Origin of the sequence: Paenibacillus sp. FSL E2-0190 (assembly GCF_037992965.1) — a bacterium.
GTDB classification, from domain to species: domain Bacteria; phylum Bacillota; class Bacilli; order Paenibacillales; family Paenibacillaceae; genus Paenibacillus_AQ; species Paenibacillus_AQ odorifer.
Genome location: NZ_CP150306.1, coordinates 6,834,934 through 6,860,862 on the forward strand (window position 1 = coordinate 6,834,934; position 25,929 = coordinate 6,860,862).

The 25,929-nt window shown below is 43.1% G+C and carries 18 protein-coding genes and 1 riboswitch; of the genes, 5 read left to right on the top strand and 13 right to left on the bottom strand.

Going from position 1 to position 25,929, the window contains the following annotated elements; genetic code table 11:
- Positions 1-108: 108 nt before the first annotated feature.
- Positions 109-447 carry a DUF4234 domain-containing protein gene (locus NST25_RS30055; protein ID WP_051491231.1) on the top strand — a complete coding sequence of 113 codons (339 nt, stop codon included), beginning with the start codon at positions 109-111 and terminating at the stop codon, positions 445-447.
- Complete coding sequence (locus NST25_RS30060) at positions 428-838, top strand: DUF2752 domain-containing protein (protein WP_076124149.1); 411 nt, start codon at positions 428-430, stop codon at positions 836-838. Before NST25_RS30055 ends, NST25_RS30060 begins: the two co-directional genes overlap by 20 nt.
- Before the next feature lie 12 nt (positions 839-850).
- On the opposite strand, the gene NST25_RS30065 is transcribed toward NST25_RS30060, so the two are convergent.
- From NST25_RS30065 to NST25_RS30110, 10 genes are all read right to left on the bottom strand, one after another.
- Positions 851-1,504 (bottom strand): response regulator transcription factor, encoded by a 654-nt coding sequence (locus tag NST25_RS30065; RefSeq protein ID WP_036682266.1) that lies wholly within the window; start codon positions 1,502-1,504, stop codon positions 851-853.
- Positions 1,501-6,582 (bottom strand): AAA family ATPase, encoded by a 5,082-nt coding sequence (locus NST25_RS30070; protein WP_340393105.1) that lies wholly within the window; start codon positions 6,580-6,582, stop codon positions 1,501-1,503. The genes NST25_RS30065 and NST25_RS30070 overlap by 4 nt, the downstream gene beginning before the upstream one ends.
- 84 nt (positions 6,583-6,666) lie before the next feature.
- Positions 6,667-7,302, bottom strand: a complete 636-nt coding sequence (locus NST25_RS30075) for a response regulator transcription factor (protein ID WP_076124152.1) — start codon at positions 7,300-7,302, stop codon at positions 6,667-6,669.
- A gap of 244 nt (positions 7,303-7,546) precedes the next feature.
- Complete coding sequence (locus NST25_RS30080) at positions 7,547-13,360, bottom strand: NPCBM/NEW2 domain-containing protein (protein ID WP_340393107.1); 5,814 nt, start codon at positions 13,358-13,360, stop codon at positions 7,547-7,549.
- Positions 13,361-13,618: 258 nt separating this feature from the next.
- Positions 13,619-13,705, bottom strand: a riboswitch (cyclic di-GMP riboswitch).
- A 157-nt stretch (positions 13,706-13,862) separates the two neighbouring features.
- A complete protein-coding gene (locus NST25_RS30085) occupies positions 13,863-14,429 on the bottom strand; it encodes a hypothetical protein (RefSeq protein ID WP_076276340.1) in 567 nt (188 codons plus the stop codon).
- A gap of 116 nt (positions 14,430-14,545) precedes the next feature.
- Positions 14,546-15,583 (bottom strand): EAL domain-containing protein, encoded by a 1,038-nt coding sequence (locus NST25_RS30090; RefSeq protein ID WP_305953986.1) that lies wholly within the window; start codon positions 15,581-15,583, stop codon positions 14,546-14,548.
- Positions 15,580-15,975, bottom strand: a complete 396-nt coding sequence (locus NST25_RS30095; RefSeq protein WP_340393108.1) for a helix-turn-helix domain-containing protein — start codon at positions 15,973-15,975, stop codon at positions 15,580-15,582. Before NST25_RS30095 ends, NST25_RS30090 begins: the two co-directional genes overlap by 4 nt.
- A 238-nt stretch (positions 15,976-16,213) precedes the next feature.
- On the bottom strand, positions 16,214-17,203 hold the full coding sequence (locus tag NST25_RS30100) for a sensor domain-containing diguanylate cyclase (protein ID WP_076124160.1): 990 nt from the start codon (positions 17,201-17,203) through the stop codon (positions 16,214-16,216).
- A 38-nt stretch (positions 17,204-17,241) separates the two neighbouring features.
- Complete coding sequence (locus tag NST25_RS30105) at positions 17,242-18,036, bottom strand: alpha/beta hydrolase (RefSeq protein ID WP_076181841.1); 795 nt, start codon at positions 18,034-18,036, stop codon at positions 17,242-17,244.
- Between the two features lie 427 nt (positions 18,037-18,463).
- A complete protein-coding gene (locus NST25_RS30110) occupies positions 18,464-19,225 on the bottom strand; it encodes an SDR family oxidoreductase (RefSeq protein WP_076124164.1) in 762 nt (253 codons plus the stop codon).
- Between the two features lie 203 nt (positions 19,226-19,428).
- Between NST25_RS30110 and NST25_RS30115 the strand changes: the two genes are divergently transcribed.
- Positions 19,429-20,061, top strand: coding sequence for a TetR/AcrR family transcriptional regulator (locus tag NST25_RS30115; RefSeq protein ID WP_254847725.1), 633 nt, complete (start codon positions 19,429-19,431; stop codon positions 20,059-20,061).
- Between the two features lie 64 nt (positions 20,062-20,125).
- On the opposite strand, the gene NST25_RS30120 is transcribed toward NST25_RS30115, so the two are convergent.
- From NST25_RS30120 to NST25_RS30130, 3 genes are read right to left on the bottom strand one after another with little or no spacing between them, the layout of a single operon-like run.
- Entirely contained in the window at positions 20,126-22,210 is a 2,085-nt protein-coding gene (locus NST25_RS30120; RefSeq protein ID WP_340393111.1) for a carbohydrate-binding domain-containing protein, read from the bottom strand.
- Between the two features lie 23 nt (positions 22,211-22,233).
- Entirely contained in the window at positions 22,234-22,914 is a 681-nt protein-coding gene (locus NST25_RS30125) for a DUF4956 domain-containing protein (RefSeq protein WP_076124168.1), read from the bottom strand.
- Positions 22,907-23,650, bottom strand: coding sequence for a polyphosphate polymerase domain-containing protein (locus NST25_RS30130; protein WP_076105108.1), 744 nt, complete (start codon positions 23,648-23,650; stop codon positions 22,907-22,909). The genes NST25_RS30125 and NST25_RS30130 overlap by 8 nt, the downstream gene beginning before the upstream one ends.
- A 307-nt stretch (positions 23,651-23,957) precedes the next feature.
- Here NST25_RS30130 and NST25_RS30135 point away from each other — a divergent pair, with 307 nt between their 5' ends.
- Both NST25_RS30135 and NST25_RS30140 read left to right on the top strand, forming a co-directional pair.
- Entirely contained in the window at positions 23,958-24,635 is a 678-nt protein-coding gene (locus NST25_RS30135) for a response regulator transcription factor (RefSeq protein WP_076099753.1), read from the top strand.
- Positions 24,635-25,909: a HAMP domain-containing sensor histidine kinase gene (locus NST25_RS30140; RefSeq protein ID WP_340393114.1), complete on the top strand. Its 1,275-nt coding sequence runs from the start codon at positions 24,635-24,637 to the stop codon at positions 25,907-25,909. The genes NST25_RS30135 and NST25_RS30140 overlap by 1 nt, the downstream gene beginning before the upstream one ends.
- The last annotated feature ends 20 nt before the right edge of the window (positions 25,910-25,929 follow it).

Genomic DNA, 25,929 nt, shown 5'->3' on the forward strand with positions numbered 1-25,929 from the left:
AGATTTCGACAGCGGACAGTAATTCTCAAATATTGTCTTGTATATTTTTTCCTAATTCAATAAGATGGAAATGTCGAATTTTTATGTAAATACATAGGAGAGTGAGTAATGATTAGTCGCAGAAGTGTTGCATTCGCCATTATTTTGTCATTAATTACATGTGGGCTCTATACAATCTATTGGTTTATTGTTCTAACCAATGAGGTAGGCGAACTGAGTGGAGACTATACATTTACAGGAGGAAAACATTTCCTTCTAACGTTGGTTACGTGCGGGATCTGGAGCTTCATTTGGGCCTATCAGGTAGGTAAACATATTGCTGAAGCTCAAAGACAGCGCGGCCAATACCCGTCAGATAATTCAGTGCTTTATGTGATCCTGACACTCTTTGGCCTGGGTATTGTCACGTATGCCTTGGTACAATCCGATGTTAATAAACTGGTATAAGTTTACGATTTATAAAAGGACACATCCTAAACTATTTTGGGGTGTGTCCTTAAGTCTCGTCGGCGTAGTTTATCTCAAAGCATGGATACCCTTAACCAATATTAGTATCCCTTGTCCATTTCATGAATGGACTGGATTGTATTGTCCCGGATGTGGAGTCACAAGAGTTATTCTTTCCTTGCTGAAGTTCGACGTTATTCAAGCGTTTAGATTTAACCCGTTGCTGTTTATTTTAGCACCTCTGTATATGTTGTATTGGATTACTAATAAGAAGCAAATCCGACCTCTTAGCCAGGCAATTATGGCTATAATGTTGATTCTGACCGTTACATTTGGAATACTGAGGAATCTCCCGCTGTTTGAATATTTGGCCCCGACAGTAATTCGTTAACAGCAACAATTATTACAAAATAGCCTGCAGTCGCACAATTGCTTGGGCCCGATCAACCACTTCTAATTTGCTGTAAAGATTGCTAATATAATTGCGCGCCGTACCTTCCGCAATATGTAATGTATCGGCGATTTCACGGTTGTTCAGTCCCCGGATAATGAGCTGTGCCAGCTCCTCTTCCCGTTCTGTCAGACTGATACGATCCAGACCCGATCTTTGCCAGTGTTCATAGTCCTCTGTTAACCTGTTCATCCTCGATGCCAGTTTGGCTGCTACCGGAGCTGGCAGAATAAATTGCCCGGATAACGTATCATGAATCGAAGCGATCATTTTATCTGCATCCATGTCCTTCAGCATATAACCGCTTGCTCCGTAGGCCATTCCCTCTACAATATAATCAGTCTCTATAAAAGTAGTCAGAATCAGAATGAAGATGTTCGGGCGAATCTGCTTTATTCGTTTCAAGGCGCTAAGGCCATCCATAACTGGCATTTGAATATCGAGCAGCACCAGATCAGGCTGGAGTGCCTCAACCATCTCGCAAGCTTCTTCTCCATTCTTGGCAGCACCAACCACTTCCATATCATCTTCCAGATCCAAAATGGTGCGAAGTCCTTCCCGCGTCAACAATTGATCATCGGCAATTACAATTTTTATTTTACTCATGTTCTATCCACAACCCTTCGCATGGGCAGATCAATCTCCAGTAAACAGCCTTCATCCATTTCTGAATCGATGGATAAGCTGCCTCCCAGCTGCTCAACCCGTTCCTTCATCGTCCTAAGTCCAAATCCCATCACGATTGGACTCATCCCTAGCCCACAATCCTTGAGTCTAAACTGCAAGTTCGCTCCAACAGACTCCAGACTAAAATGGAACTCCACACTCTTCCCATGTCTGATCCCATTAGTTAAGCCCTCCTGCAAAGCATGATAGATTGCCTTTTTATAGGCTGTTGACATGGCTTCCGGCAGATCATAAATAACTGCATGAACAACAACGCCTGCATTGCGTTCTGTATCTCGAATCAACTGCTTCAGCATCACGGTTAGATCAGAATACCTGTCCTCTTTCAGCATATGGACAGAGCCGCGGATTTCATTCAAGCTATGCCGCACAAGATCCTGGGCCTCAGCCAGACGCTGAAAGCCGCTGTCTATCTCCTTCTTCTGAAGCAGCCGCTTGCCAGCTTCAATCTGCAGAATCGTCGATGTCAGGGTATGCCCGACAATATCATGAATCTCTTGGGCAATACGATTGCGTTCCTCAAAAACAGTAGCTTCGGCCAAAGCCGCAGATGTTTCACGCATCGAACGCTCCAGGCTACGAGTTCTTTCTACCACCTGATCCTCCAGATTTTTTTTGAGATATTGGATTCCCGAATACAGCTTGGCATTAGCGATTGAGATTGCGCATTGTGAACCAAGCAGCTTGAGCACATCGAGTCTGCTTGGAGTAAATACACCCGGCGATAGATTATTCTCCAAATAGAGCAGGCAAACCAATTTATTCTGATTCATGATGGGGAGACATAGAACCGATTTCAGTCTATTATTCCTAACGTAAGTATTACGTGTAAATATTCCTTCACTGAGTGCATCATGTAATACAACCTGTTCTTGTGTTCTTGCCGCGTAAGCTATAATCGCTGCCGGGACCAACCCCGATTCTTCCCCAAGTGGAACAGATTCGATATGCTGGGCTTCTGAGGTCCCATAAGCTTCCACCATCCATTTGCCGTCATGATCAAAAATAACAGCCCCATATTCTGCCCCAGCATTGTGGAGCATGATTCGCATCAGCGTGGCCAATAATCGGCTCATCTCCATTTCGCCGGATAATGCTTGGGCAGACATTACCACAGAAAGGGAATCCACACGATCGAGCCCGGGCTCTCGTTTAATATGCAGCAAATGGCGATGCTGCTGCTCCAGGTCAGCCGCTTTAGCCTTTGCGCCCCATTGCAGATAAGCCTCATAGGCCTCAGTCATATAGATTCTTGCCAGATGCATTTTGCCATGACGAAGCCCGTATTTACCATAACATTCCGCTGCCATCGCTAAATCGTGAATATGACCGTGGATCCGAGCGTTCTCAATGGATTGCTCATACAATGCTTCAGCTTGGCGGGGATCTCGCGATAGACGAGTTAACTCAGCCTTCATTAAGAGATATTTATGCTGATAATTCCCCGGACAACGCCTGGCAAGCTTTTTCATTTTCTTCAAGCATTTACGCATTTTTGCCCGATATGTACGTTGCTCTTCAGCGTTATATTCCTCATACAACTGAGCCCAGACTAAACATTCATACATGATCTGCATGGGACTGTCTAGGCCATCTTCGCGTGATTTTATAATGGCCGCTGATTTGGCTAATGCCTCACTGGCTTCTCGGTATTCCCCAAATACATAGCCCGTCAAATATTGATAGATCCAGACCATTTCTTGTATAAAATCAAAGGTGTCCCCATGAACCGACTGTGCAAAAGCAGGCTCGCTAATCTCCGCGATGGGAAAGGGATCATCTATAGAGCGATAACCTGTCAAGCGAACAAGAATGGCCGCTGCTACAATAGCCTGCTTACAATGAAGACTGTTGTTATGGCGCAGCAAATCACCGGAATGAGTAATTAATCGCTCATAGATATCGCCGAGAGGATGACCAAATTGCAAAAGGGAGGCACAGTTGATCAACACATTCTGGTTTCCCTTCCATAAGTCACCTGATTCCAGTCCTACTTTACCAGCTTTCTCGGTAAACGTATGGAGCATAGCAGGATCATAATGCCGCCAGCTATCGTAGCACATGGCGAACGCGGCTAAGGTTGTCATGTGCTGTTTCGGATAGGGTTCGGATAAGCTGAACGCCAGCATGGCCCATTTGAATGTCTCTTCATCATTACGGAAGTAATAATATTGAAACATTGCATAACCTATGAATCCAATGGAAGCCTCCGGAGTCATCCCATAATCAAGCGTTAATTCAATCATGGTGAAGGAAGAAGCAAGCCACCCTTCTCGATTGACGTAAAAGCAAGCATTGCTTGAATGATCTAAAGTAGACATTGCGATTCTACGTGCTTCATCAGTCATTGGAGGTAAAAGAGTAAGCGATTCGAGTGAGACCTTCTTGAGTCTATGCCGCAATCGTAACCATTGAAGCGTCAATTGAGCATAACCAGGATCAAATTGATGCTTCACTTTCAGTAACGATAAGGTATGCTGGCCTAAGGAGATCACCTCTTCATGGTTATCATTACTTGCTTCCAACTGCACCTTCATTACGTAGACGTAAGCCTTATCCATATTTGTCGTAGCTTTATCAATCAACAGATGGAATAATTCATTAGCCGTATCAAAATGGGAACATAAATATTCGAGCTCCGCCCTCTCACGGAATACCCGGAAGGTCAGCCCATAATGCGCCTCCCAGCTCTGCTCCTCTAATAATGACGTTGCCTGAAGCATATATTGCAAGGCTGTCTCATGTGCGGTTGTTTGCTTCGCTTTTATCCCTGCCTGTAAGTTCAGCTCTACTAGTTGAAGCCTCTCTTCAGGGCGGTCTAACCATGTAAGTGCCTGATTCAAATGATGGACAGCTTCGAATAGAGTCGTTCCTTCACTAAGCGGGCCTCGGCCTAGCAATAACAGACCAATCCTCCAATGCAGCTCGGAACGCTCCTCTTCGGAAATAAAAGTATATGCTGCCTGATGAATGCGGTTGTGCTGGAACTTATAATGCGGATATTCCTCCCCGTTAACGGGCTGCAACAAGCGCCCATGTACAGCAACCGCCAACGCATCGTTCAATGTCTCTATCGGTGTCTCCGTAATATCAGCAAGTGTACGTAAATCAAATAGGCTGCCTATAAATGCGGCTCTGCTAAGTGCATATACCGTCTGTTCAGGAAATTGCTGCAATTTACTTGAAAGGTATGAAGCTACGTTATCGGGTACATTCAATTCAGTAATACGCTGGAGATCCCATTTCCAGCTTCGAATATTCTCATCAAATTCCACTCGCTGATCATCTATCAAATCTTGAAGGAATTGCTTAATAAATAACGGGTTTCCATCTGTCTTATGAAGCAGCACGCGCGACAGCTCGTCCAAGTCAGCTGCCTCGTAACGCATAACATCAAGTAGCAGTTGTTTTAAATCGGTGAGTTCAAGCGCTTGTAAAGAAATTCTGCTCATCGCTACGTTGCGGTCAATCAGATGTTTTTCCAGCCTACTGAGCGGGTGCAGCCTTGTAATCTCCCGATTGCGATAGGAAAGCACGATTAGCAGATGAGTCGTTGCTGTATTCTCTATAAGCGAAGTGAGATATTGCAGCGACGTATCATCAGCCCATTGCAAATTATCCAATACCAAGATCAAAGGATGATCCTCATGAGGAAAGAGTTGAATAAATCGGCTCATGATTAATTGAAAGCGATGCTGAGCTTCCAGCGGTGGCAGTGGAGGCACGGAGGGTTGAGGGCCAATCAAGAGTTCAAGCTTAGGAACAAAATCGATCAGCAACTGACCGTAATTGTCCACTGCTTGTAGAATACGCAGCCTCCAAACCTCCACCTGCAGCTTTGTTTCCATCAGCAGCTGACTAACCAACTCTTCTATGACTTGATGCCAGATGCCATAAGGGAGTGAGGTATGTCGGGATTCGAATTTGCCTCTGGCGAAGAAACCATCCAAAGAGACTGTATTTGTAAGGGTCTCCTTCAGAAAGGTTGTTTTGCCGATACCACTCTCCCCGCTAATCCAAACCGTCTCTACGGCACCTTGTGATGCTCGTTGCAGTGCTTCTCTTAAGCTTTGTTGCTCAAGATGTCTTCCATAGAAGCGTCCTGATACCATCCAGCGCTCTGGGATATCCCAGCTTCCTAGTGGAAAAGGCTCAATATGTCCGGATTCTTCTAGACGGGATAGACATTCCTCAAGATCCGATTTAATGCCAAACGCGCTGGCATACCTCGCTTCAGGCATTTTCTCCATGCATTTACCAACAATATCAGAGACCGATAGAGGGATAGTGGGGAACCTGCGGTGCAGAGGCTCAGGTGTATCTGCAAGATGACGATATACAATATCAACAACATCTTGCAGCTCAAAGGGGCGGCTGCCCGAGAGACATTCATACAGGATGATCCCCAGCGAATAAAAGTCAGAACGGTAATCCGGTTTAACTCCGGTTCGTCCCGTTTGTTCTGGAGCGATATAAGGAAGCAGAACATCGGGCCGGCCGCCTAACGGTGACAAAGGACTCGTGGTGTTTTCGGTAGAACACATTCTTATATCAATAAATTTCACTTCAAAAGTAATGGGATTGACGATTAGATGAGCGGGGGTTAGTTCATTTAGTGTTATTTTTTCACGATGAATTTGCATAAGACAATCAGCAATAGCTGTAGCGATTCGAATTAGCGCTGGAAGACCCAGTGAATTAACAGGCATACGCAGGATCTGCCCAAGGGTACTCCCCTCTATATCTTTTAAGAGAAGGACTGGTCGGTCCGCCATAATTTCCAAACTGTACGGCTCTATTGCACCACGACCGCAAAGTCGCTTAAGCATGTCATACTCATGACGAAAAGCATCGACCATGGCAGCTCCCGGATATTCTCCTATTGTTGTCTTAGCGATAACTCTTAGGCCGTCCTCTTGACGTAGGAGTCTGTATAACCTGATATCTGCGGTATTATCTATCAGATCTAAGGTTTGGTATCCTGGCAATTCAAACATCAACAGCACTCCCTAATTACAATTAGACAGAATACTCAATCTCACAAAGTAGTTAAAGCCATTATAACATCTGATCTTGCCGTTCTACTCATAAGACATTTCATATTTCGTTAATCCTATCGCGTTCGCGCACAATGCCGCCTGTGTCCGGTCAGTAACCTGCAGCTTCGCTAAAATCTGACTGACATGCTTCTTCACCGTAAATTCACTGATAAAAAGACGTGTGGCAATCACTCTATTGCAAGCACCTTGTCCAAGCTGAATCAGGACTTCCTTCTCTTTTGGTGTCAATTCATCTGTTGGACTGCTGGCGCTCATTCGCATCTTTTCTTCCATTAGACCAGGATCATAGTATTTTCTCCCTTTGTACACCAACTGGATAGCAAACAGTAATTCCTCCGGCAGTGCCTCTTTCAGAACATATCCGTCTACCAATACTTCTTCAGCCCTCAAAAAATCCTCTCTGCTCGCAGAGGAAGTCAACAGTATGAATTTACTAACAATGCCGCGGGTACGTGCTATCTTAATGACATCCAGTCCTGATTCATCAGCAAGCTTAAGATCAATGAGGACAATGTCTGGCTTTGTCTCTTCAATCACATCAAGTGCTTCCGGACCATTCGTAGCTTCACCGGCAAATTGCATATCCGATTGCATTGCAATGACAGATGCCAGCCCTCTTCTAACTAAAGGATGATCATCTACAATGATGATTTTCACAGAAACAGCTCCCTCTAAACCGCATACATTATTTACTTCTTTGTATAAAAAGCTTCAATTGGAGTATTCATTTAAATTTGGCGCATTTCTGATTAAGTATAGTTAAAAGACTACACCGCTTATAGTGAGCGTTGTCATTTCTTTTGTCATATGACAAAATGGATATTTTTACATAAAACGCCTTCATTTAAAAACTGGCGAACCATGGTTATAGAGACCACAATCCGCCTGCTTTCTTGGGAATTTAATTATTATCAATAAAAGAAATGATTTGCACGAGATTACCTGCGACTTGGTAAGTTAACCCCAGCATGTAAGTTCCTTTCTCCTCGTTTGATAGGTCAATAGTGAACACATCCGGATTAGCAGCCCATTCCTTCATATCAAACACAATTTCTTTAGATGTTCTAGTGTTTCTTACCCCAGCCGAATTAGGGATCACTTTGCTGCCATCGAGCCCTTTCACCAGATTGGCCACTTCAACTACAGGTCCCTTAAATTCTCCTACCTCTACCATTTGTGGGTCGGCCAATAAGCTCGTTAGTTTAGTTAATCCTTGTAATGGGGAGAAATCTGTAATTTCATTTCCAGTAATATCAAGTGTCTCTAGGTTCTTCGCGTACTGCAAACCTTCCAAGGATCCGGCTCTTCTGGTTTCGCTAGTTAACGTTGTAAGATTATACATATCACCTAATGTTAATTCTCCAGTTACGCCCAATGTAGTCTTGATCGAAGCACTTAAATACGGGTCCGCCACAGTAATCAGTTGCGTAAGATCTATTTGGACCAAACCTTCGGTTGCTTGTTGCAACGCTGCTACAGCTTCGTCTACTTCACTTTGCGTAACAGAAGAGTTAGCCAACACTGTCTCTGCTATCGAGAGGCTGGACGTAAATGCCGCGATGCTCTCAGGTGTGAAGCCTTCTAGAGAAATTGCTTTAGCCGCTGCAATCGCCTGTTCGAGATCTCTAGTGAATAAGTGATCTCCATTCGCGAAATGTAGTTTGGCTCCACCCCATGTAGCATGGTCAGATCCGTTGCCATTTCCCCCGTCTGTGACGACTAATTTCAGTTCTTTTGCTTCATTAATATCCAATTCGATGAATTTCTGCGGATCTCTCGAACCCATGACCCCACTATCGAATTTCTTCTCTCCATCGACAAACACCTCAAAGCTCACCGAACCAACAGAACCGTACATTTGTCTATCTACACCTACATAGGAAGTGAAATAGTCCGCGTTTTTGTCGCTTAGATTGTATACAATCGTCGAGTTAGAGTGCGCTCCAATTCCTCTTTCATAGGACACTACCTGATTGTTCTCATCTGTTAATCTCAGCGTATTTGCACTAATAGATTTATCCTTCAAAGGTGTAGTATAGCTGTTCTGAGTAGAATTCCAGTCGTAATCCGTCAGGTACGTAAAGTCCGTCATGTCTACTACGGCTATAGTTCTAATCTTCGTGGTCGTATTTCCATCACTATCTGTTACTGTGTAAGTGATTGGATACTTTCCGGCCCGGTTGAATTTAACTTGCTCTTGGCCTGTGACCTTCACTTGAGACGTCAAGTCACCGTCTTCCGAATCCATTGCCGTATAGCTTTCACTGATATCAATCGCTTGGCCCACTTTGGTTGAGACAGATTTAGGTATGGTAAGCTCTGGTGTATTGTTCAAGATCATAAACTTCGCATCAGCAAAATCACCGTGATCTGAAGCATTTCCGTTACCTGCATTATCTAACACCAGCTTCAATTCACTTACATCCTTAACAGGTATCCGCGCAAGCTTGGCTTCTGTACCAAATTTCATCAGTCCGCTGTTATAAACCTCTGCCCCATCGGCAAAGATTTTGAAAATTACACTGGAGTTGCTTTGCTCAGGGATATTTCTATCAACCCCTACATACGTTTCAAAATATTCATAGTTTGCACCCGCCAGATTATACACGATTTCAGAGCTGGCATGGGTTCCTAAGCCCTTAGCGAACTCTTTGACCTCGCCATTTACCAGCAGCTTAATCGGATTGTTAGAGCTAGCCTTATCTTTTCGAACCACATTATAATCCGTTTTTGCCGATTGCCAATCTATATCACTCAGGTCTTTACTAGCGCTGTATACAACAATCTTTCTGGCCTGCACAGCGGAGTTCCCATCTGAGTCTGTAACTGAAAACTCGACGTTGTAAGTCCCTGTTTTGCTTGATGTGAATCCATTTGAATGCACTTCAACGGCTCCAATTAAGTTACCATCTTCCGTATCAAAAGCTGTTACATCGCTCAACACATCAAATACGCTGTTCAGCTTAACGAAGGTTGTCTCTTCCGGTACTGTAATGGTAGGTTTGCTTGAATTATTCGAGAACTTCGCATCCGCCCATACCGTATGGTCTGAAGCATTGCCATCCTTAGCATCTGTTGTAACCAGCTTCACCTCTCTTGCGCCAGTCACAGGGATTTTCACAAATTGATGTTCTGTTCCTGCCCGGAAAACATCACTCTCAAATTTCCGTTCTCCATCCACATACACTGCAAAAGTAGCCGAGGAAGGTTTCCCTTTCATGGCTTGATCAATCCCAATGTAGCTTTCAAAAAAGTCGTAACCCTTACCTTCAATATCGTAAACTACCTCAGAGTTGGCATGAACACCAATCCCTTTCGCGTACGTCGCAGCCAATCCTTGGCGAACAAGGGTTATGATTCCTCCGGAAACGGCTTTATCTTTCTTTAATTCACCCCAGCCTACAACGACTGAATTGGCATTGAGATCGGAAATATAGGCGTAGTCGCTCGTTACCGTAACCTGTGTGGTTTTCGTTTCCGTAACCCCTTCGCTTTTCACTTCATATACAATTTCGTAGTTGCCTTTTTGCGTTACATCAACGTTATTGGCTTTCAGAGAGACATCTGCAGTAATATCGTTTCCTAGATAGTTAGCCGCTTTTACATAGCTCATCGGATCAAAGGTTTGATTAAGCTTTAAAGTGAGCTGATCTTCAACAGACAAGGCTGGCTTAAAGGCTTTAACCTGTACGGGCTTCAGTGGGTTCAGCTTTTTATCATAACCGACGATCTTGTACGTATAGTTGATACTCACATCTACATTCTGATCCACAAATTGCTCAGTTCCTGTAAAACCAACTAACACATCATTTCTATACACTTCATATCCTAAAAAGTCTTGCTTAAGCTCTTTATCTATACTGAAACTTAACGTGTTCGTTCTAGCCGTGGTGTTAGGTGTGATATTAACCTTAATGGCCAGATTTTTATCCGCTATTCCAGTTCCCTCATAATTAATCACCGAGTTATTTAAATACCATAACTTTTGCGGTGCCGGATACTTGGCTACTTTCGCTTTTGTCTCAGGATTCACAGTGAAGCCATGTCTGGCAAAATAGCTGCTTAAATCTAATCCCAGTACTTCGGAGGAGAACTCCACCAAATACTGCTGCTTGGAATTGTCACCGTTGGTAAGGGTGACCTTCCGCTCCCGATATAGCTTGGTTAGCTCTGTCCAGTATCCCGGATGTGCCAGCTCCAGCTGCCAATAGGCTCCGAGTTGTGCAAATAAGCCCTGCTGATTCATAACCACTTTATTTTCTTCGAGGACATATTTATAGATATCTGATTCATACGGTATACGATTATCTATCGAATTCGCTGCGACAGACATAAACATAGACACCATATTATTAGTTACTTCGCCATATTCCCGTTCACCCATAGCCAAGCGATGCCCAATTTCGTGATTCAGTCCCCAGCCCGGATAGGCTTTATTAAAATCACCTAACATGGTTCCTACTGTTCCAAGTTGGATCCCTGTATGATCTCCCGCTGCATACATCGCACCATAAGGCTGCATCAAGCGAATATTCTCACGAATTAGCTTGGCATCATGAATCTCGCTACTGCCATCCAAGCCATAGAAGGCAAAAATGCTCTTCATCCAGGTGTCATACCCAGTTACGGTGTCCAGCGGGTTATTTCTTTGCGTAATATATTTGTTGTACGCCTCCGTCGCCGTTCCTGTGAATATAACATGATCGCTGGCCATTTCTACCACATCTATGAGTTTACGATCTTGAACATTTGGATGAGCCGCTTTATCTTCGTCTAGTCTTTGTTTGTATGTGATTAAGAAGGTTTTGAATTGTTCTGGATCCGTGGTCTTGGTCATAAAAGGAATCTTTTCTAAACCTTCGAAGCGGATCAATGGCGCTTTCCCTTGTTCCTCTGCTGTATAGGGATTTACGATATAAACGGTGCCGCCCTTAGTCACTTCATGTGCATAATAACTATTCATAGCAAATTCAGGAACGGTTATAATGTTCTTACCTGGACGCAATTGCACACCTCTAGCCCAAACATTCCAAGCGGCCTCTTGTTGAGAAAAGACTAAAGAAGGTAGCTTATCGTTAGAAGCTGCATCCACATAAACGTTGATCGTATCTCCAGGCATTGCAACGAGACCTGTAGGCTGGTTGTTCGTACCAAAACCAATTCTCAGGTTTTCCTGCGCATGCTTTTTCATATCTCCACGTTGTTCCGCCTCAATGATGGTGCCTTCGGTTTGAACTTCACCATTCACTAGCCTCTTAGCTAAATCCAAAGAATCTTTCAGGATTGGATAGAGCGGATGTACTTTTGCCGCTTCTTCTAATTCGTTGATTGCTTCGACGCTATTATAAGCAGGCACAACCGCACTCATCGTTCCATCTGTGAAAATACCATTTACAGCTTCGCTTACTTTATCTTCTGTATAAAATCTAAATTCAGCCGCAAAAGGTCTGTTGATATTAGCTTTTGTGAACTTAAATTTTAATCTTTTAAACTTCGTCGGTTCGAATTTAAATTCCAGAAAGTCATTGGTACTAATCGCGGTTCCGCTAGATACAAGTTGGAAGGTCTCTCCTTTACTCGTCTCTGATGCATAGATTTCAAAAGCCTCTGGGAATCCTTTGCGGTTATCTCTAGCCAAAAAAGCCACTCTGTCCAGCACTTCCGCTTGCGCTAGTTCAAACACGACTTCATTCGTGAAGCTTGCATCATTGTTTTTGTTCGTTTCCCAATGCGTAGTGGGCTGGTCATCCAGCATATATTCAGGCTTCGTACCTGGGTAGCTTCCACCGTTCACCGTTACTTTTGATACGTTTGCATTCGGCATTCTATAAGCTTGGCTATAGGCATTTTCATAGGCTGTTCCATACCCTTTTAGCTTCGAAACCTTGGCTGCCGTTGCCTCTACCTGATGGTTCTTCAAAAGGATCTTTGCATTCTCTATCTCTTCTTTAAACTGCGCATACAGTGGATGTGCCTGCACTTCATTCTCTAAAGCTGTTAATTTCTCTGTCGTATTAAAGGCAGCACTAACTTGGCTCAAGGTATCATCTGTAAATAATTTTTTCATTTTAGCAGAGACACTATCCTCTTTATAAAAAGAAAACTCAGCCGCACTCGCCCAATCTTGGTTCGCTTTTTTGAAGACAAATTTAAGTCTCTTAAAAGCCGTAGGTGCGAACTGAATCTCCACTACATCACCGGTTGAGCCTGTATATTCTCCAGAAGACACGAGCGTAAAATCACCCGCATCGGTAGTGGAGCCGTAGATATCAAATTCTTGAGCAAAACCTTTACCTTTCGCACCGGATTGCCTAGCCGCGTATACCATTCTATTTAATTCAGTGGACTCATTGAAAACAAACACAACCTCATTCGTAAACGTTGAACTATTCGGTTTGCCAGTCTCCCAATGCGTGCTCATATCCCCATCCATAGCCTTAGCTATAGGCGAGCCTGAGTAGTTGCCACCGTTATTTGTGATGGATTTAATATTTGCTGGATTCATTCTAAAAACCTCATTATAGGCATTTAGAGCATCCTTGCCGTACAGCTCAAACGGAATAACCGAGGCGTTGCTTAATAAGTTAACCTTACTTTGCGCCACTGTTTTTGTTACATTTACCTTGCTTGCCTCACTTGCTAAAGCATAACCTGCCTCACTCGAAAAACTGGCCAACATGGCCGCCGATGTAGCGATCGCAATCATTTTCTTCATCTCTTCTTACCCCCAGATGTCATATGAATCTCTCCAGTGCCCAAAAATGGGCACAAAAAAAACTACCCCAAAAGAGTAGCTTGATTGCGTATAAAGTCGCCTAAAAATTAAGACTTAATTTTTATTAAACCTTAACAAGCATAAACGCCTTCGGCGTCCTTATAAGGACGGTAAGCGTTTAAGCGAGAAATATAAGATATTAAGTATAGTTTTATAACTTATACTTTCTTATATTTTAACAAAAAGCGTTACACACTCTTTGGCAGCTGGCTGACAATAGTTATGATAACCTTAGTCCCTATAGCTTTGCGTCCCTACATTTCCATAGGTTTGCCTATGAAGTTTCGAATACATTCAAAGAGTAACATAAGCCTAGATCTGATCGCATGATTAATTGGTATGAAATGAGTATAGGTAATTGCAATTAGTTTTTCTTATGTGATAGATATTATTTATCGACTATCCCGGAAGAGAAGGGCATCCTTTAGGACTGTAGGTCTACTTAACTCCCCGATCCAAACAAACGCCGGAACCAATTCCACACATCGCCCGTGACGGGAATTAATCCGAAACCATGTTCGCCAACTGCGATTACACCATATGCCCATTGTCCGATAGCTATGGCACCCCCAGCGATCCTGCCTATCGCTATCGCACCAAATGCCGTATCCCCTATGGCGATGGCCCCCAACGCTTTTTCCGCGATTGCGATCGCTCCTACAGCCACGCCTGCAATCGCAATCGCTCCCACTGCGAAGCCAAGCCAGCTAAGTGCTATTGCTCCGATCGCTAACCACATTCCCAGTGATATTGCTCCTAAGGATAATACGCCCACGCTTATCGCACCTATGGAAATCAAGCCAACAGCTACATCTCCAATAGCGATTAATCCAACGGCTGTCTTCACACGGGGTTTACCTCCACGGCCATACGCCTGACCTGAGTATCGCCCTAGATTACTGCGAATACTGATGACCGGAAATGAGGGAGAAGGCCATTGATAATCAATCTCTCGTCCATCAAAGCCCCTAGAATCCGCCCAGCGCGTTACAAATTGATGCCATTTCATATCTATCCCGTCCCCCTTTTCAAATTACCTAAATTATACAACCCCGGGGGTTGGCTGTACTCAGACTCTGACCTGAAATTCATCTCATCCTCTGGACGGATATATACTCATTAGGATTACTGTTTGGGAATAGGATCAGGCTTTCCAAATAAATAGCCCTGAAACAACTGATAACCACTCTGCTTAAGCCATTCAAAGTCCTCTCTAAACTCCACACCTTCTGCTAAAGGAACGGATTGGATTTCTAAAGCTTTTTCTAAAAATTGCTTTGCTATTTTCTGTTTGTTCAGATCGCTGGACACACCCTGAACATATTTCATATCCAGCTTCATGTAATGGGGTTTAAGCTCCAATAACATCTCGATCGTGCTGAAGCCCTCACCAACATCATCTAAAGCGTATTCAAATCCCCGGTCCTTGTAATATGTCAAAATAGCTTTCAAATGAGCGAGATCATCCACTTTCTCCGTCTCAACAACTTCAAAGACAAAAAGAGAAGGATCGACGCCTAATTGATTGGCCAGTTCAACGGTTGATCTTAAGCAGAACTCTGGAGCGTAGATCGACGTTGGGATAAAATTAATAAACGTTTTTTTATTTAAGGGTGCAGCATATTTTACAGCCGTCATTCTACATAACCGGTCTAAAGCATATAAACGCCCACGATTCCGTGCCGCCGCAAAAATCTCATTAGGATAGATAAGAGATCCGTCTTCTTTTTTAAATCTGGATAGGAGCTCGTATGCAAAAATCTCTTCCCTTACGTTCACAATCGGTTGGAAGTAGCAAGTAACAAGACCCTTAGTGATAACCTCATCAATCCACTCCATATCAAGTACAGTGGGTAATTCGGATAGAGGTCTCCATGTTTGGTCATCTATACGGAATTCAACCTGCTCCGACTCCATATGGTCATTACAGAAATCCAGAAAATCCCGCACCCCAGCCTCCTTAATTGTAATCACATTTTCTTCCACCTTATGTATCGTATTACTTCTACTCAAGTGATGAATAACCTCAGGTAAAACCCTAAGATTAAGCTCACCATGAGCCTTGATTTCAAAATTCAGATCTCTTACTACACAATGATTACAAGCCACATTCATAACCCCTTTAATAATCGATTCTCTGAATCCCGGAACGGCTCTTCTCAATCGAAATCCGTATACTCCAGTAAATACGCCGGGTCTAACACGGTGATCTGCTGATGTTGAATCTCAATAATCTTTTGTTCTTGCAGATCTTTAAGCACAAGGGTAGCCGTCTCCCTTAACGTTCCGATCATATCACGCGCTCTCGCATCATGAAATTTCATTTCATATAATAACCAATTCGATAAAAATAAACGGTCCATTTGCAGCAGCATCAATTGCTTCTTAATCAACGGGTAATCGGCAAACATCTGCTTAAAAGGCTCATGTTTAATCTCAAATAATACAGTATCATTCATAGCCACCGCAGACAGCACTCTTATATTGGAGGGATGGATCACTTCCAGATCGCCATAATCCCCGAATAGATAATGTAGGTATGATCCACATTCCATAGTTTTGTATGCCAACATACTGATAATAAATCATCATCCTGTTATATTCTATCGTAACGTTGTCACATAGGCTTGATGCCAATACGAATTACAAATGAAATTCCGAATTCCCTTTTACAGCTTGAACGATTAGAGAAACTGGATCTCAGATGGAATCACAGCTTGAAGGGAACAGACATTTTAGAGCAATTAGAGCAAAGAGGATGTATCGTTTATAAATAACAAAAAAAGCCTCCAATTAAAGAAGCTTTTCACTCAAATCCATAATATGCGTAACGCGATTTCTCCCCTGTTCTTTAGAAACGTAAAGCGCTTGATCAGCTTTTTCCAGAAGAGTGATGTCTGTATCGGTTGCTTCAAAGGTAGCTATGCCAATGCTTACCGTAATGCTGCCAATCTCCCAAGTGGAGCTGGCTATGAATTGTCGTAGACTCTCAGCTATAGCCGTGGCATCCGATGAATCTGTATTAGGCAGCAGAAGGATAAACTCCTCACCACCATACCTAGCTACGATATCTTCTTTACGAGATTGGGACTTCAGGATACTCGCCAATTTCTCCAGGACATAATCACCCATCTGATGACCGTAGGTGTCATTCACATTTTTAAAGTGATCAATATCTAGAATACATAACGAAAAAGGCGCCTGATCACGGTGATACGCTGCAATCTGTTCTTCCAGCTTTTCTTGCAGGAACCTTCTATTCTTTAATCCAGTAAGCTTGTCTGTAGTAGATAGCTCTACTAAAACGGCATTCATCTCCAGTAATTCAGCTTGCTTTTGCTCGATTTCCAGGTGGATTTGTTTGAGCTTTGCCAGCGCCTGATCTTTTTCCCAATATGCCTCTTCTATTTGCTTCTTCGCAGATCGTAACTCTAGCTCATAATCAATACGTTTGCCCATCTGTACGAGAATACAATCAATGACCTCTACACCTTCACATTCAAGGCGTCTACCATTTAACAAGTAAGGCACGGCTTGCCCCTTGCTGTCCTTCAAATTGATAAATAGCTCTTCTACATGTCCATTCAGATTGATAAAAGGATAGAAGTATGAATGAAAAATAAGCTTGTTGGCTGTAGACATGATAGATTCAAAGTGTTTATTTACCAAATCAACCTGTTGATATCCCATCCCATCCAAAAAGGTTTGATTCACATCGAGGATCATTCCTTCATGGGTAATGGAAACATATCCGCATGGCGCATATTTTAACCGGTCATCCATTGTCTAAATATCCTTTCAACACCATAATCTTCTCCATCTCACCCAAGATACTCATTAATCAAAGTAATGGTCTCCTGGGGATGGCTAATATGTGGATAATGGCCCTTGGCCTCCATTAACCGGAACGTACTATTATTCATATGTCTATGTAAATATTCTCCTACTTCTATAGGAACGATACTATCATCCGAGCATTGCAATATGAGTGTAGGCACTGTCGCTTTAGGCAGATCTTCTCGATGATCCGAAAAAAATGTAACTTCCGCAAATTCTCTAGCGATAATAGGGTCGGCCGAAATAAAGCTTCGTTCCAGCTGTTTAGTCAACATTGGGTCAGGATTATTCATCGCAAGTGGAGCCATAAAGCTAGCCCAGCCCGCGAAATTCATCTCCATCATATCCAGAAGCTCAGTAATATCACTTTTTTCGAAGCCCCCGAAATAAGCATCTCCCTCATTTAAATAACGTGGGGAAGGTCCGATCATAATCATTTTATTAAAATAATCCGGCCGCTCGATTGAAGCAAGCAAACCGATCATAGAGCTAATAGAATGGCCTATAAAAATAAGATCCTTGAGTTCAAATGTTTCGATAACATCTAGTACATCCTGTACATAACCATGGAGAGTATGATATTTATCCGATGTATATGCGCTTAAATCTGAATGGCCTGAGCCTACATAATCAAATAGAACGATTCGATACTTTTTCTCAAATGATGGCGTGATAAACTGCCACATGCTTTGATCACACCCAAATCCATGCGCAAAAAGGATAGTTTTTTCTCCTGCTCCAATGACTTTTACATGATTCCGCACCATAACATCGTTCATTTCATATAACTCCTCTATAGTTAGCATTCTCTCTATTTTGCAGGGTTCCCCTGGAAATATCAAGCGTAGAAAAAACTCCGCTAGATTAATCTCTAGCGGAGTTTTATGTAGCCTCCCGTTTGGGTCATCATTTGGCAAAATGGTAGCGTGCTGGGGTACCTCTGCGTTTAATCCGATCACATTTTGTCCGAAAAAATTGGTTAGCGGACCGAGTAGACCTTAAATGCGCCATTATTCCACATTTGAATTGCTATCGGACTCCACTGCAGCTATTGGCGCGAAAACACAAAATATGGGCCGATTTATATGAAATAGCGTCTCTGGAGTCCGAATTCCTTCTCAAAAGGCTGAAAATTTGCGAATAACATCATCTGGGTCCGTAAGACTCCGTGGATAAACTGTTGAGGCAGAGGTAGACAACCAACATTTAGAATGCGGAAGTCCAACCCGCATCAGCAGCGATGATAGCTCCGTTTACAAAACTGGAATCATCCGAAGCCAGGAATAACGCAACTTGTGCGATTTCTTCAGGTGTACCTACACGAGGGATCACAGCCTGTGTTAATTGCGTACGGCTCACGCCGAATTCATTTATATTTTTCATTGAAGCACTGATGTTTGTGGCAGTAGCTCCTGGTGCGATAGCATTACAACGAATCCCTTTGTTGGCATACATAAAAGCTGTGTTTTTCGTCAAGCCTACTACAGCATGTTTAGAGGCAGTATAAGTTGCTCCCGCATGGGCACCACTTACCCCACCTGTAGAAGCGGTATTAACGATAACCCCTTTTCCTTTTTCCAGAAAAATAGGCAGTGCTTTACGAGTGGACCGCATTACACTTTTGGTATTGATATCAAAGATAAGATCCCATCGTTCATCTGTAATATCACCAACTGGCTCAAAGCCATCCATAATCCCTGCGTTATTCACTAAAATATCTAGCGTGCCATATTCTTTTACAGCGGTATCAATCATGCTATCAATATCTCCAACCAGGGCAACATTTACTTTCAGTGCCTTAGCTACTCCACCGTTACTATTGATGCCTGCGGCTACTTGTTCAGCACCTTCTAGGTTCAGATCGGCTACAATCACTTTTGCCCCTTCTTTAGCGTACAACTCTGCGATAGATTTCCCCATACCCGATGCCGCCCCAGTAACCACTGCAACTCTGTCTTGAAGTTTCATGTTGGAAGTCTCCTTTACGTTTATCTATAATGTAAATATCAATATATAAAATCTCTTTAACGCTTAAAATTTATACTACTCAAGTTTAATCCTCTAAAATTTAACTATCAATATACAAATGGGACACCAAATGTTCATAAATATATATAACGTGGGATTCTGTTCAAATAGGATTAGAAAATAGACAGTTAGGTGGTCTTCTGTTGCTTAAAAATAATCGGAGAACTAGCAAATCGCGTAAAGAGCTTAAAAACGCATTGATATTACTCATGGAAAAAAAGAATTTCCGCACCATTACGATAACCGATATCGTTACTCTTGCCGATTTAAACCGCGGAACCTTCTATAAACATTATCAAACCAAAGAAGAACTTCTAAATGAGCTAATTGATGATGTGTTGGAGGATTTAATTAAGGCTTATAAAGAACCCTATCTTCATACCGATAAATTTATAGTTAGTGAGCTGACCACCTCGAGCATCAAGATTTTTGAACATGTGGTCTCTTACTCTAATTTTTATACCATCATTATAAATTCCAATGTTCTGCCAGGGTTCCAAAATAGGATTTGCGACCTCTTAAAGGAGCTCACCAAGCGGGACTTAGTCGCAGTTAATAACACTAATACCAATGTAAATATCGAATTGTTTTCCAGTTATACCGCCTATGCTCTATTTGGATTAATCATAGAGTGGGTAAAAGGCGGATTTAAATATACAGCTAACCATATGGCAGAGCAGCTGATTGAAATTCTGTCTTTTAATTCACATAATGTGATCATCAACACTTCAAATCAACCGATTAAACAGAATTCCATCCCTGTTAACGGCGACTAATTTATCTCAAACTAAAAAAAGCCACTCCAAAATGCTGGAGTGGCTTTTGAATGCAATTTATAACCTAAGGTCTTCTGTTTCCACCACCACCGCCACCTGGACCTTGATTAGTGTTTGCGGTTGTTACTCCGGATTCATTTAGCCAAGTTACGCTGCTTGTAATTTCGAACGCTACTACTTTTGTTCCTCCTGTATATTCACCATCCGTATACAGTCCGTTCGCTTCACTACCAGTCGAGGTACCTCCCGAGTAGAGGGTGTAAGAACCGCCGTCCTTCAGATCCGGTGAACTAATCACCACCGTTTGATAGCTCTTCGAAGGAGCAAAGGTCAGGATCGAGTTACCTTCGCTGTCCTCTAGATGAACCAATGTTCCAGCCTCCTGGGTCTGAGGGAAAGTCATGCTGACTGCATGTTGGCTAGAGGTGTCAGACGGTGCTTGTGCCATGCCCGAACTTCCCGCAGCCACCAAAGTTCCTCCACTCTGTTCAAAGCTACCGTCGAAATCAAGTGCACCGTTACCGCTATTGGTAGGTCCATTAACAATAACCGTGCCACCCGACATTGTGATGGAGCCGTTCGAATCCAGCCCGTCACCTGAAGCATCGACCGTTAGTGTTCCTCCACTAATCGTTAGCATATTGCTAGCAGAATCGCTGAATTGATCCTGCTCCTGAGGCCCGCCGCCTACAGTCGCCTCATCGTTACCTCCTGCTACATTCACTCCATCATCAGAAGCAACCACATGAGCTTCGCCACCGGAAATCTCGATGTTTGCTCCTTCAATCCCTTCGTAGCTCTTCGTAATATCAATTTTACCACCAGATATCGCCACCAAAGCATCCGCATGGATTCCATCGTCGCCAGTTTTGATGTTGAATTCTCCATCAGCTATAGCAATGTTACTGTTGCTGTGCACTGCATCATCAGCAGAATCGATGGTAAAGGTTCCGTTGTTTACGCTAATATCTCCTCCAGCCTTCAAACCTTTAGTACTTGGTATTTCCGATTCTGTAGTTGTTGCCGTTGTTGTCGTTGTTGATGCTTCCGTTGTTGGTATCTCCGGTTTTGTTTCTGGCATCGTCTCTGGTTTGGTTTCAGATGTTGAGGTTCCTGTTGTTCCTGTTGTTCCTGGTGCTTGATCCCCTGTTCCCTGACCTCGGCCACCTCTCATGCCCATACCTTGCCCTTGATCACCTGTTTTCACTTCACCCTTCTCGTTGCCCCCACCCGTAACTAAGGTGTATGTTCCGCCATCTATTACAAGTAAAGTCTCAGCTTGAATTCCATCATTACCAGCCGTAATATCAAATGTTCCTGCTGCTATTGCTATGAAGCCTTTGTCCGTCTCAGTATCGTTGGTTGATTTCATTCCATCGCCTTCTGCCGTTATGCTGATATTTCCGTCTTGTACAGCGACAAGATCTTTACCTACAATCCCGTCATCGGCAGCCTTAATTTCAATAGTGCCACCCATAATTTTTAGATCGTCCTTGCTCGTAATTCCGTCATTATAGTTAGCGGAAACAGACAGCTTCCCGGTCCCATTAATCGTTAAATCCGCTTTACTGAAGATAGCCGCACTCGGTTCATCTGTAGTTTCATCGGCATACACGTAAGTTGCTCCATCAGATACGGAGTTCTCCGTCCCGTCTTCCAAGGTAATGATCACTTTCCCCGCTTCTTTAATATCAATTGCTGCACTATCGCTGTTCGTGATGTTCACACCGTTCAGTACCAAGTGCACAGTACCTTCATCCTGATTATTAACTACAATCTGTCCATCACTCAGCTTACCAGACAGCACATAAGTTCCTGCTGCAGTAATTGTCACTGAGCCATCCTTGGACTCAGCCCCGGTGCCGTCAACAAGCGCACTTGTTCCAGCCAAAGCAATTTCCGTCGATTGGTCAGCCGTCCAAGTTGTATTAGAATCCTCTTCATCGAACGTCACCAGATCGGACAATTTGGCGCTTGCCAGTTGTACTCCCGTAGCAGCCCCATTCTGAGTTATCGTTGTTCCCGAGGCTGCTACTGTACCCGCCGCCGCTTCAGACTGTGTTGTTGTGGCATTGGTACTGCAAGCCGACATAAGTAATGCACACAATAGCAAGATTCCTACTTTACTTCCGGTTATATATTTATCCATTTTTCATCCATCCTTTCGTTATCTTAATAGTCATTAGCAGTTGGAGTCATGGTCAGAGACAGGTCTAAATTACCGTTCCGGGTACGAATCGCATCCAAAAATTCCTTCTGGTTTACAGCCTCACCCAGCGTTACAGCGTAGACCAGTTCATATAAACTGCCAAGCTCAGTCGTTCTAATCTTTTTAAGCTCATACCCAACGTTATATTTATTGAATACTTCAGCGAAGGCTTCCTCATATCCCAGACTCTCCGGGATGGTTACCTTTAATGTTTTTTGCGACGTTGTTCTTACACCAAAGTTAGTCCGGTTAAGGATAAACATAAGGGCGCATAGGATAAGGGTGAAAAAAACTGCATATCCAAAGGAACCCACTCCACAGGCAAGTCCAGAAGCCATGGTGAACAGAACAAATGTGATATCCTTCGGATCGCCCGGCGCACTTCTAAACCGAATGATGGAGAACGCCCCGGCAAGACTGAAAGCTCTGGCAACATTACTTCCGATAAGCAAAATGATGATGGCCACAATTACGGGCAGCAGTACCATTGTTAGTGTGAAGCTTTGCGAATAGCCGCTGGCATTGGTCTTCATATAGGTGTAGCTAATGATCCCGCCAAGAGCAATAGCTATAAAAATAGTTAGTAGTGCGTTGGTAAACGTTAACTCTGTACTAGTTGCTACGGTAAATAATGAATCAAGCATAGAGGGCACTCTCCCGTTCTGTTTTACTGTTCTTCAGCATTTTTTTATATTCGTTGCCGTACTTGGAGAAGCTTGTACGGTACATTTGATGCTCTGAAAGCATTTTGGCCAGCCAGACCGGAATCGTGTTCTCAGCCTTTACTTCCATAAGCCACTGCCCCGGCTCCAGCAAGGGTTCGCCATGAACACCGTGCTCCATCTTCAGATCGTACCGGCGGCTGCGAATATTTGTATCGAATGTAATTCTTAGATCGCGATTGTTTTTACAGAACAACGCTTTTCGGTCATAAGACAGATACACCTTGGGCTGCAAATCATAGCGTGTCAGAAAATATTTGATCTCTTCAATCACCTGTTTATTCATGTAATCCTTGAATTCCGGTTCCATGCCGGTGGCGACAAAATCATAAGCCTCGTTTAATTTGAGCGACGTTCTTCTTTTATTAACAAGACCAAATACCTTCTTCTTGATTTCCAGATACACCTTCGTATCTTGATTTGGAACACCGTAAGCTCTTAAACGAAGCTTCTCTTTGTACTTGGGCTTCGCAAGACTGTTACGAATCAGGGTGTTGTGCTCCGTGTCATAATATAAGTTGGTTATGGAGTAAAACTCATGTTGCTTGTTGAAATCGTCTAGTTCCATGTATTCAAGCAATTGGTTATAAAATTTATAGTAGGCTTCGTTGTCCAACAAATATTTGTTCTCATAACGGTTGAATACCTCAATCGCCATATGTGATCAATCCTTTCTGTTTATCGTTGTCTCGTGTGCTTATGAATGTATCTTAGATCCCAAACCTTTAATGAATCTTAAATGGTTTTACAAATTATTGATTATCTTTTACATTCCCTTAACACAGGTGTAAGTCGTAACTGCGGTGAATGTTGTTCTTCCGGCCGCTGTTGTCTGCAGATTTCTTGATTTCAAACTGCTGTTCGCAGTCACTTCTATCTCAACCTTCATTAAGGTTCAATAAAGGTAATCCTGATATAATGACCTCAATAACAAATACTGGTTCTATGTAGGGGATGGCAAAACCATGAGAATATTAATAGTAGAAGACGAGCTTCATCTCGCTGAAGCCTTAACTCAAATATTAAAAAAACATAATTATTCGGTGGATGCAGTCCATGACGGCAGGTCGGGTCTGGATTACGCACTAAGTGGAATCTATGATTTGCTGCTGCTCGACATCATGCTGCCTGAGATGGATGGGGTCAGCGTCCTCAAGACGCTGCGGAAAAAGGGGATACCCACTCCCGTTATCCTGCTTACCGCAAAGGGTGAAATTACAGATATGGTCACTGGGCTGGACTATGGGGCTGACGATTATATCGCCAAACCTTTTTCCTCGGAGATCTTATTGGCAAGAATAAGGGCTGTACTAAGACGTAAAGGCGAGGTGATACCGGATGATGCTTTAAAGTTCGGGGATATTGAACTGAATACATCCAATCTGAAGCTTACCGTGGGTGGCAAAGAGATCAAGCTCAATCTAAAGGAATGCGAGCTATTGGAGCTTCTGATCTTGAGGAAACAAGCTGTAACCTCCAAAGAACAAATTATTGAGAAGCTGTGGGGCTTTGATTCAGATGCTGAGCACAATAATGTAGAGGTGTATATTTCTTTTTTGAGAAAAAAACTGACCTTCTTAAATTCGACCGTACGCATTAGTACGATCAGAAACGTAGGGTATGTATTAGAGGTGACGACCTGATGTTCACGAAGCTCAGAAATCGGTTTCTTATTGTTAACTTAGTCACCATCTCGGTGATCATGCTTGTGGCCTTCATCTCCATATATGTAATTACGTACCGGGATGTCCAAAACGATATTCAGATGGATCTTCACAGAATCATGGAAAACTACAAGTCTCCCGGTGGTGACACAGGACGATTAGGCAATACCAAAGGGGGAGCCACGTTACCACGTGTGGATAATAAACGTACGGATAACGGAACACCTCCTCCAGAACGCTCAATCTCATTTATGCTGAAAATAGATACAGCGTCCAACCTTACGGGGAAAGATTCCAAATTTACTATGGACGATGAATTTTATAATACGGCTCTGCAAGAAGCACTAAGCACCGGTAAAGATACCGGAAGGTTCACCTTGGATAGCAGCAAATGGATCTTCAACATCCAGCATACGAATGATGGGGCGATGCTTGTATTTCTGGACATCACTGCAGAGCAAAAAATCCTCACCAATCTAATCTATACCTTCTCTGTAGTTGGCTCAGTGATGCTGATTATCTTGTACTTCGCTAGCCGCTTTTTTGCTAATCGTTCAATTGCGCCGGTAAAGGAGGCTTTTGAGAAACAGAAACAATTTATTGCGGATGCTTCCCATGAGTTAAAGACGCCGTTGACTATTATTAACACCAATGCGGATGTTCTCCTGTCCAACAGTGATGACACCATTCACAATCAGTCCAAGTGGCTGCACTATATCAAGTCGGAAACAGAAAGAATGACCAGCCTGACCAATGATCTGTTGTACCTGACCGAGATGGACGATTCCAGATCGAGAATGATTTATTCGAAATTCAATCTGAGCGACGTGGTTGAAAATATCATTTTAACGATGGAAGCTGTAATCTTTGAGAAGCATATCTCCCTTGAATATGACATCGAGCCTGATCTGACAGTGCTAGGCAATAGTGAACAGATCAAACAAGTGATTATGATCCTCTTGGACAATGCTGTAAAATATTCGAACCCTAAAGGTTCAGTCACCTTATCCCTTAAAAAACAACATAATGACATGGTGTTAGCGGTCACCAATACGGGGGAGGGCATTGCGCCGGAGCACTTAGCGAGCATCTTTGACCGATTCTACCGTACAAATGCTTCCCGGGCGCGTAAACAAGGGGGATATGGCCTAGGGCTGGCGATTGCCAAATCGATTATTGAACAGCATAAGGGAAAAATTTATGCCAAAAGTTTTGTCGGCGAGTCCACCACGTTTTACGTACATCTTTCATAACTACAAGTAAAAAAGACTCA

Bases quoted from the DNA above. Each gene is read 5' to 3' on its own strand.
- NST25_RS30140 (WP_340393114.1), top strand. From the start codon at position 24,635: ATGTTCACGAAGCTCAGAAATCGGTTTCTTATTGTTAACTTAGTCACC.
- NST25_RS30070 (WP_340393105.1), bottom strand. From the start codon at position 6,582: ATGTTTGAATTGCCAGGATACCAAACCTTAGATCTGATAGATAATACC.
- NST25_RS30130 (WP_076105108.1), bottom strand. From the start codon at position 23,650: ATGGCGATTGAGGTATTCAACCGTTATGAGAACAAATATTTGTTGGAC.
- NST25_RS30060 (WP_076124149.1), top strand. From the start codon at position 428: ATGTTAATAAACTGGTATAAGTTTACGATTTATAAAAGGACACATCCT.
- NST25_RS30110 (WP_076124164.1), bottom strand. From the start codon at position 19,225: ATGAAACTTCAAGACAGAGTTGCAGTGGTTACTGGGGCGGCATCGGGT.
- NST25_RS30120 (WP_340393111.1), bottom strand. From the start codon at position 22,210: ATGGATAAATATATAACCGGAAGTAAAGTAGGAATCTTGCTATTGTGT.
- NST25_RS30085 (WP_076276340.1), bottom strand. From the start codon at position 14,429: ATGAAATGGCATCAATTTGTAACGCGCTGGGCGGATTCTAGGGGCTTT.
- NST25_RS30055 (WP_051491231.1), top strand. From the start codon at position 109: ATGATTAGTCGCAGAAGTGTTGCATTCGCCATTATTTTGTCATTAATT.
- NST25_RS30065 (WP_036682266.1), bottom strand. From the start codon at position 1,504: ATGAGTAAAATAAAAATTGTAATTGCCGATGATCAATTGTTGACGCGG.
- NST25_RS30105 (WP_076181841.1), bottom strand. From the start codon at position 18,036: ATGAACGATGTTATGGTGCGGAATCATGTAAAAGTCATTGGAGCAGGA.
- NST25_RS30135 (WP_076099753.1), top strand. From the start codon at position 23,958: ATGAGAATATTAATAGTAGAAGACGAGCTTCATCTCGCTGAAGCCTTA.
- NST25_RS30095 (WP_340393108.1), bottom strand. From the start codon at position 15,975: ATGGAATGTGGATCATACCTACATTATCTATTCGGGGATTATGGCGAT.
- NST25_RS30100 (WP_076124160.1), bottom strand. From the start codon at position 17,203: ATGGATGACCGGTTAAAATATGCGCCATGCGGATATGTTTCCATTACC.
- NST25_RS30125 (WP_076124168.1), bottom strand. From the start codon at position 22,914: ATGCTTGATTCATTATTTACCGTAGCAACTAGTACAGAGTTAACGTTT.
- NST25_RS30080 (WP_340393107.1), bottom strand. From the start codon at position 13,360: ATGAAGAAAATGATTGCGATCGCTACATCGGCGGCCATGTTGGCCAGT.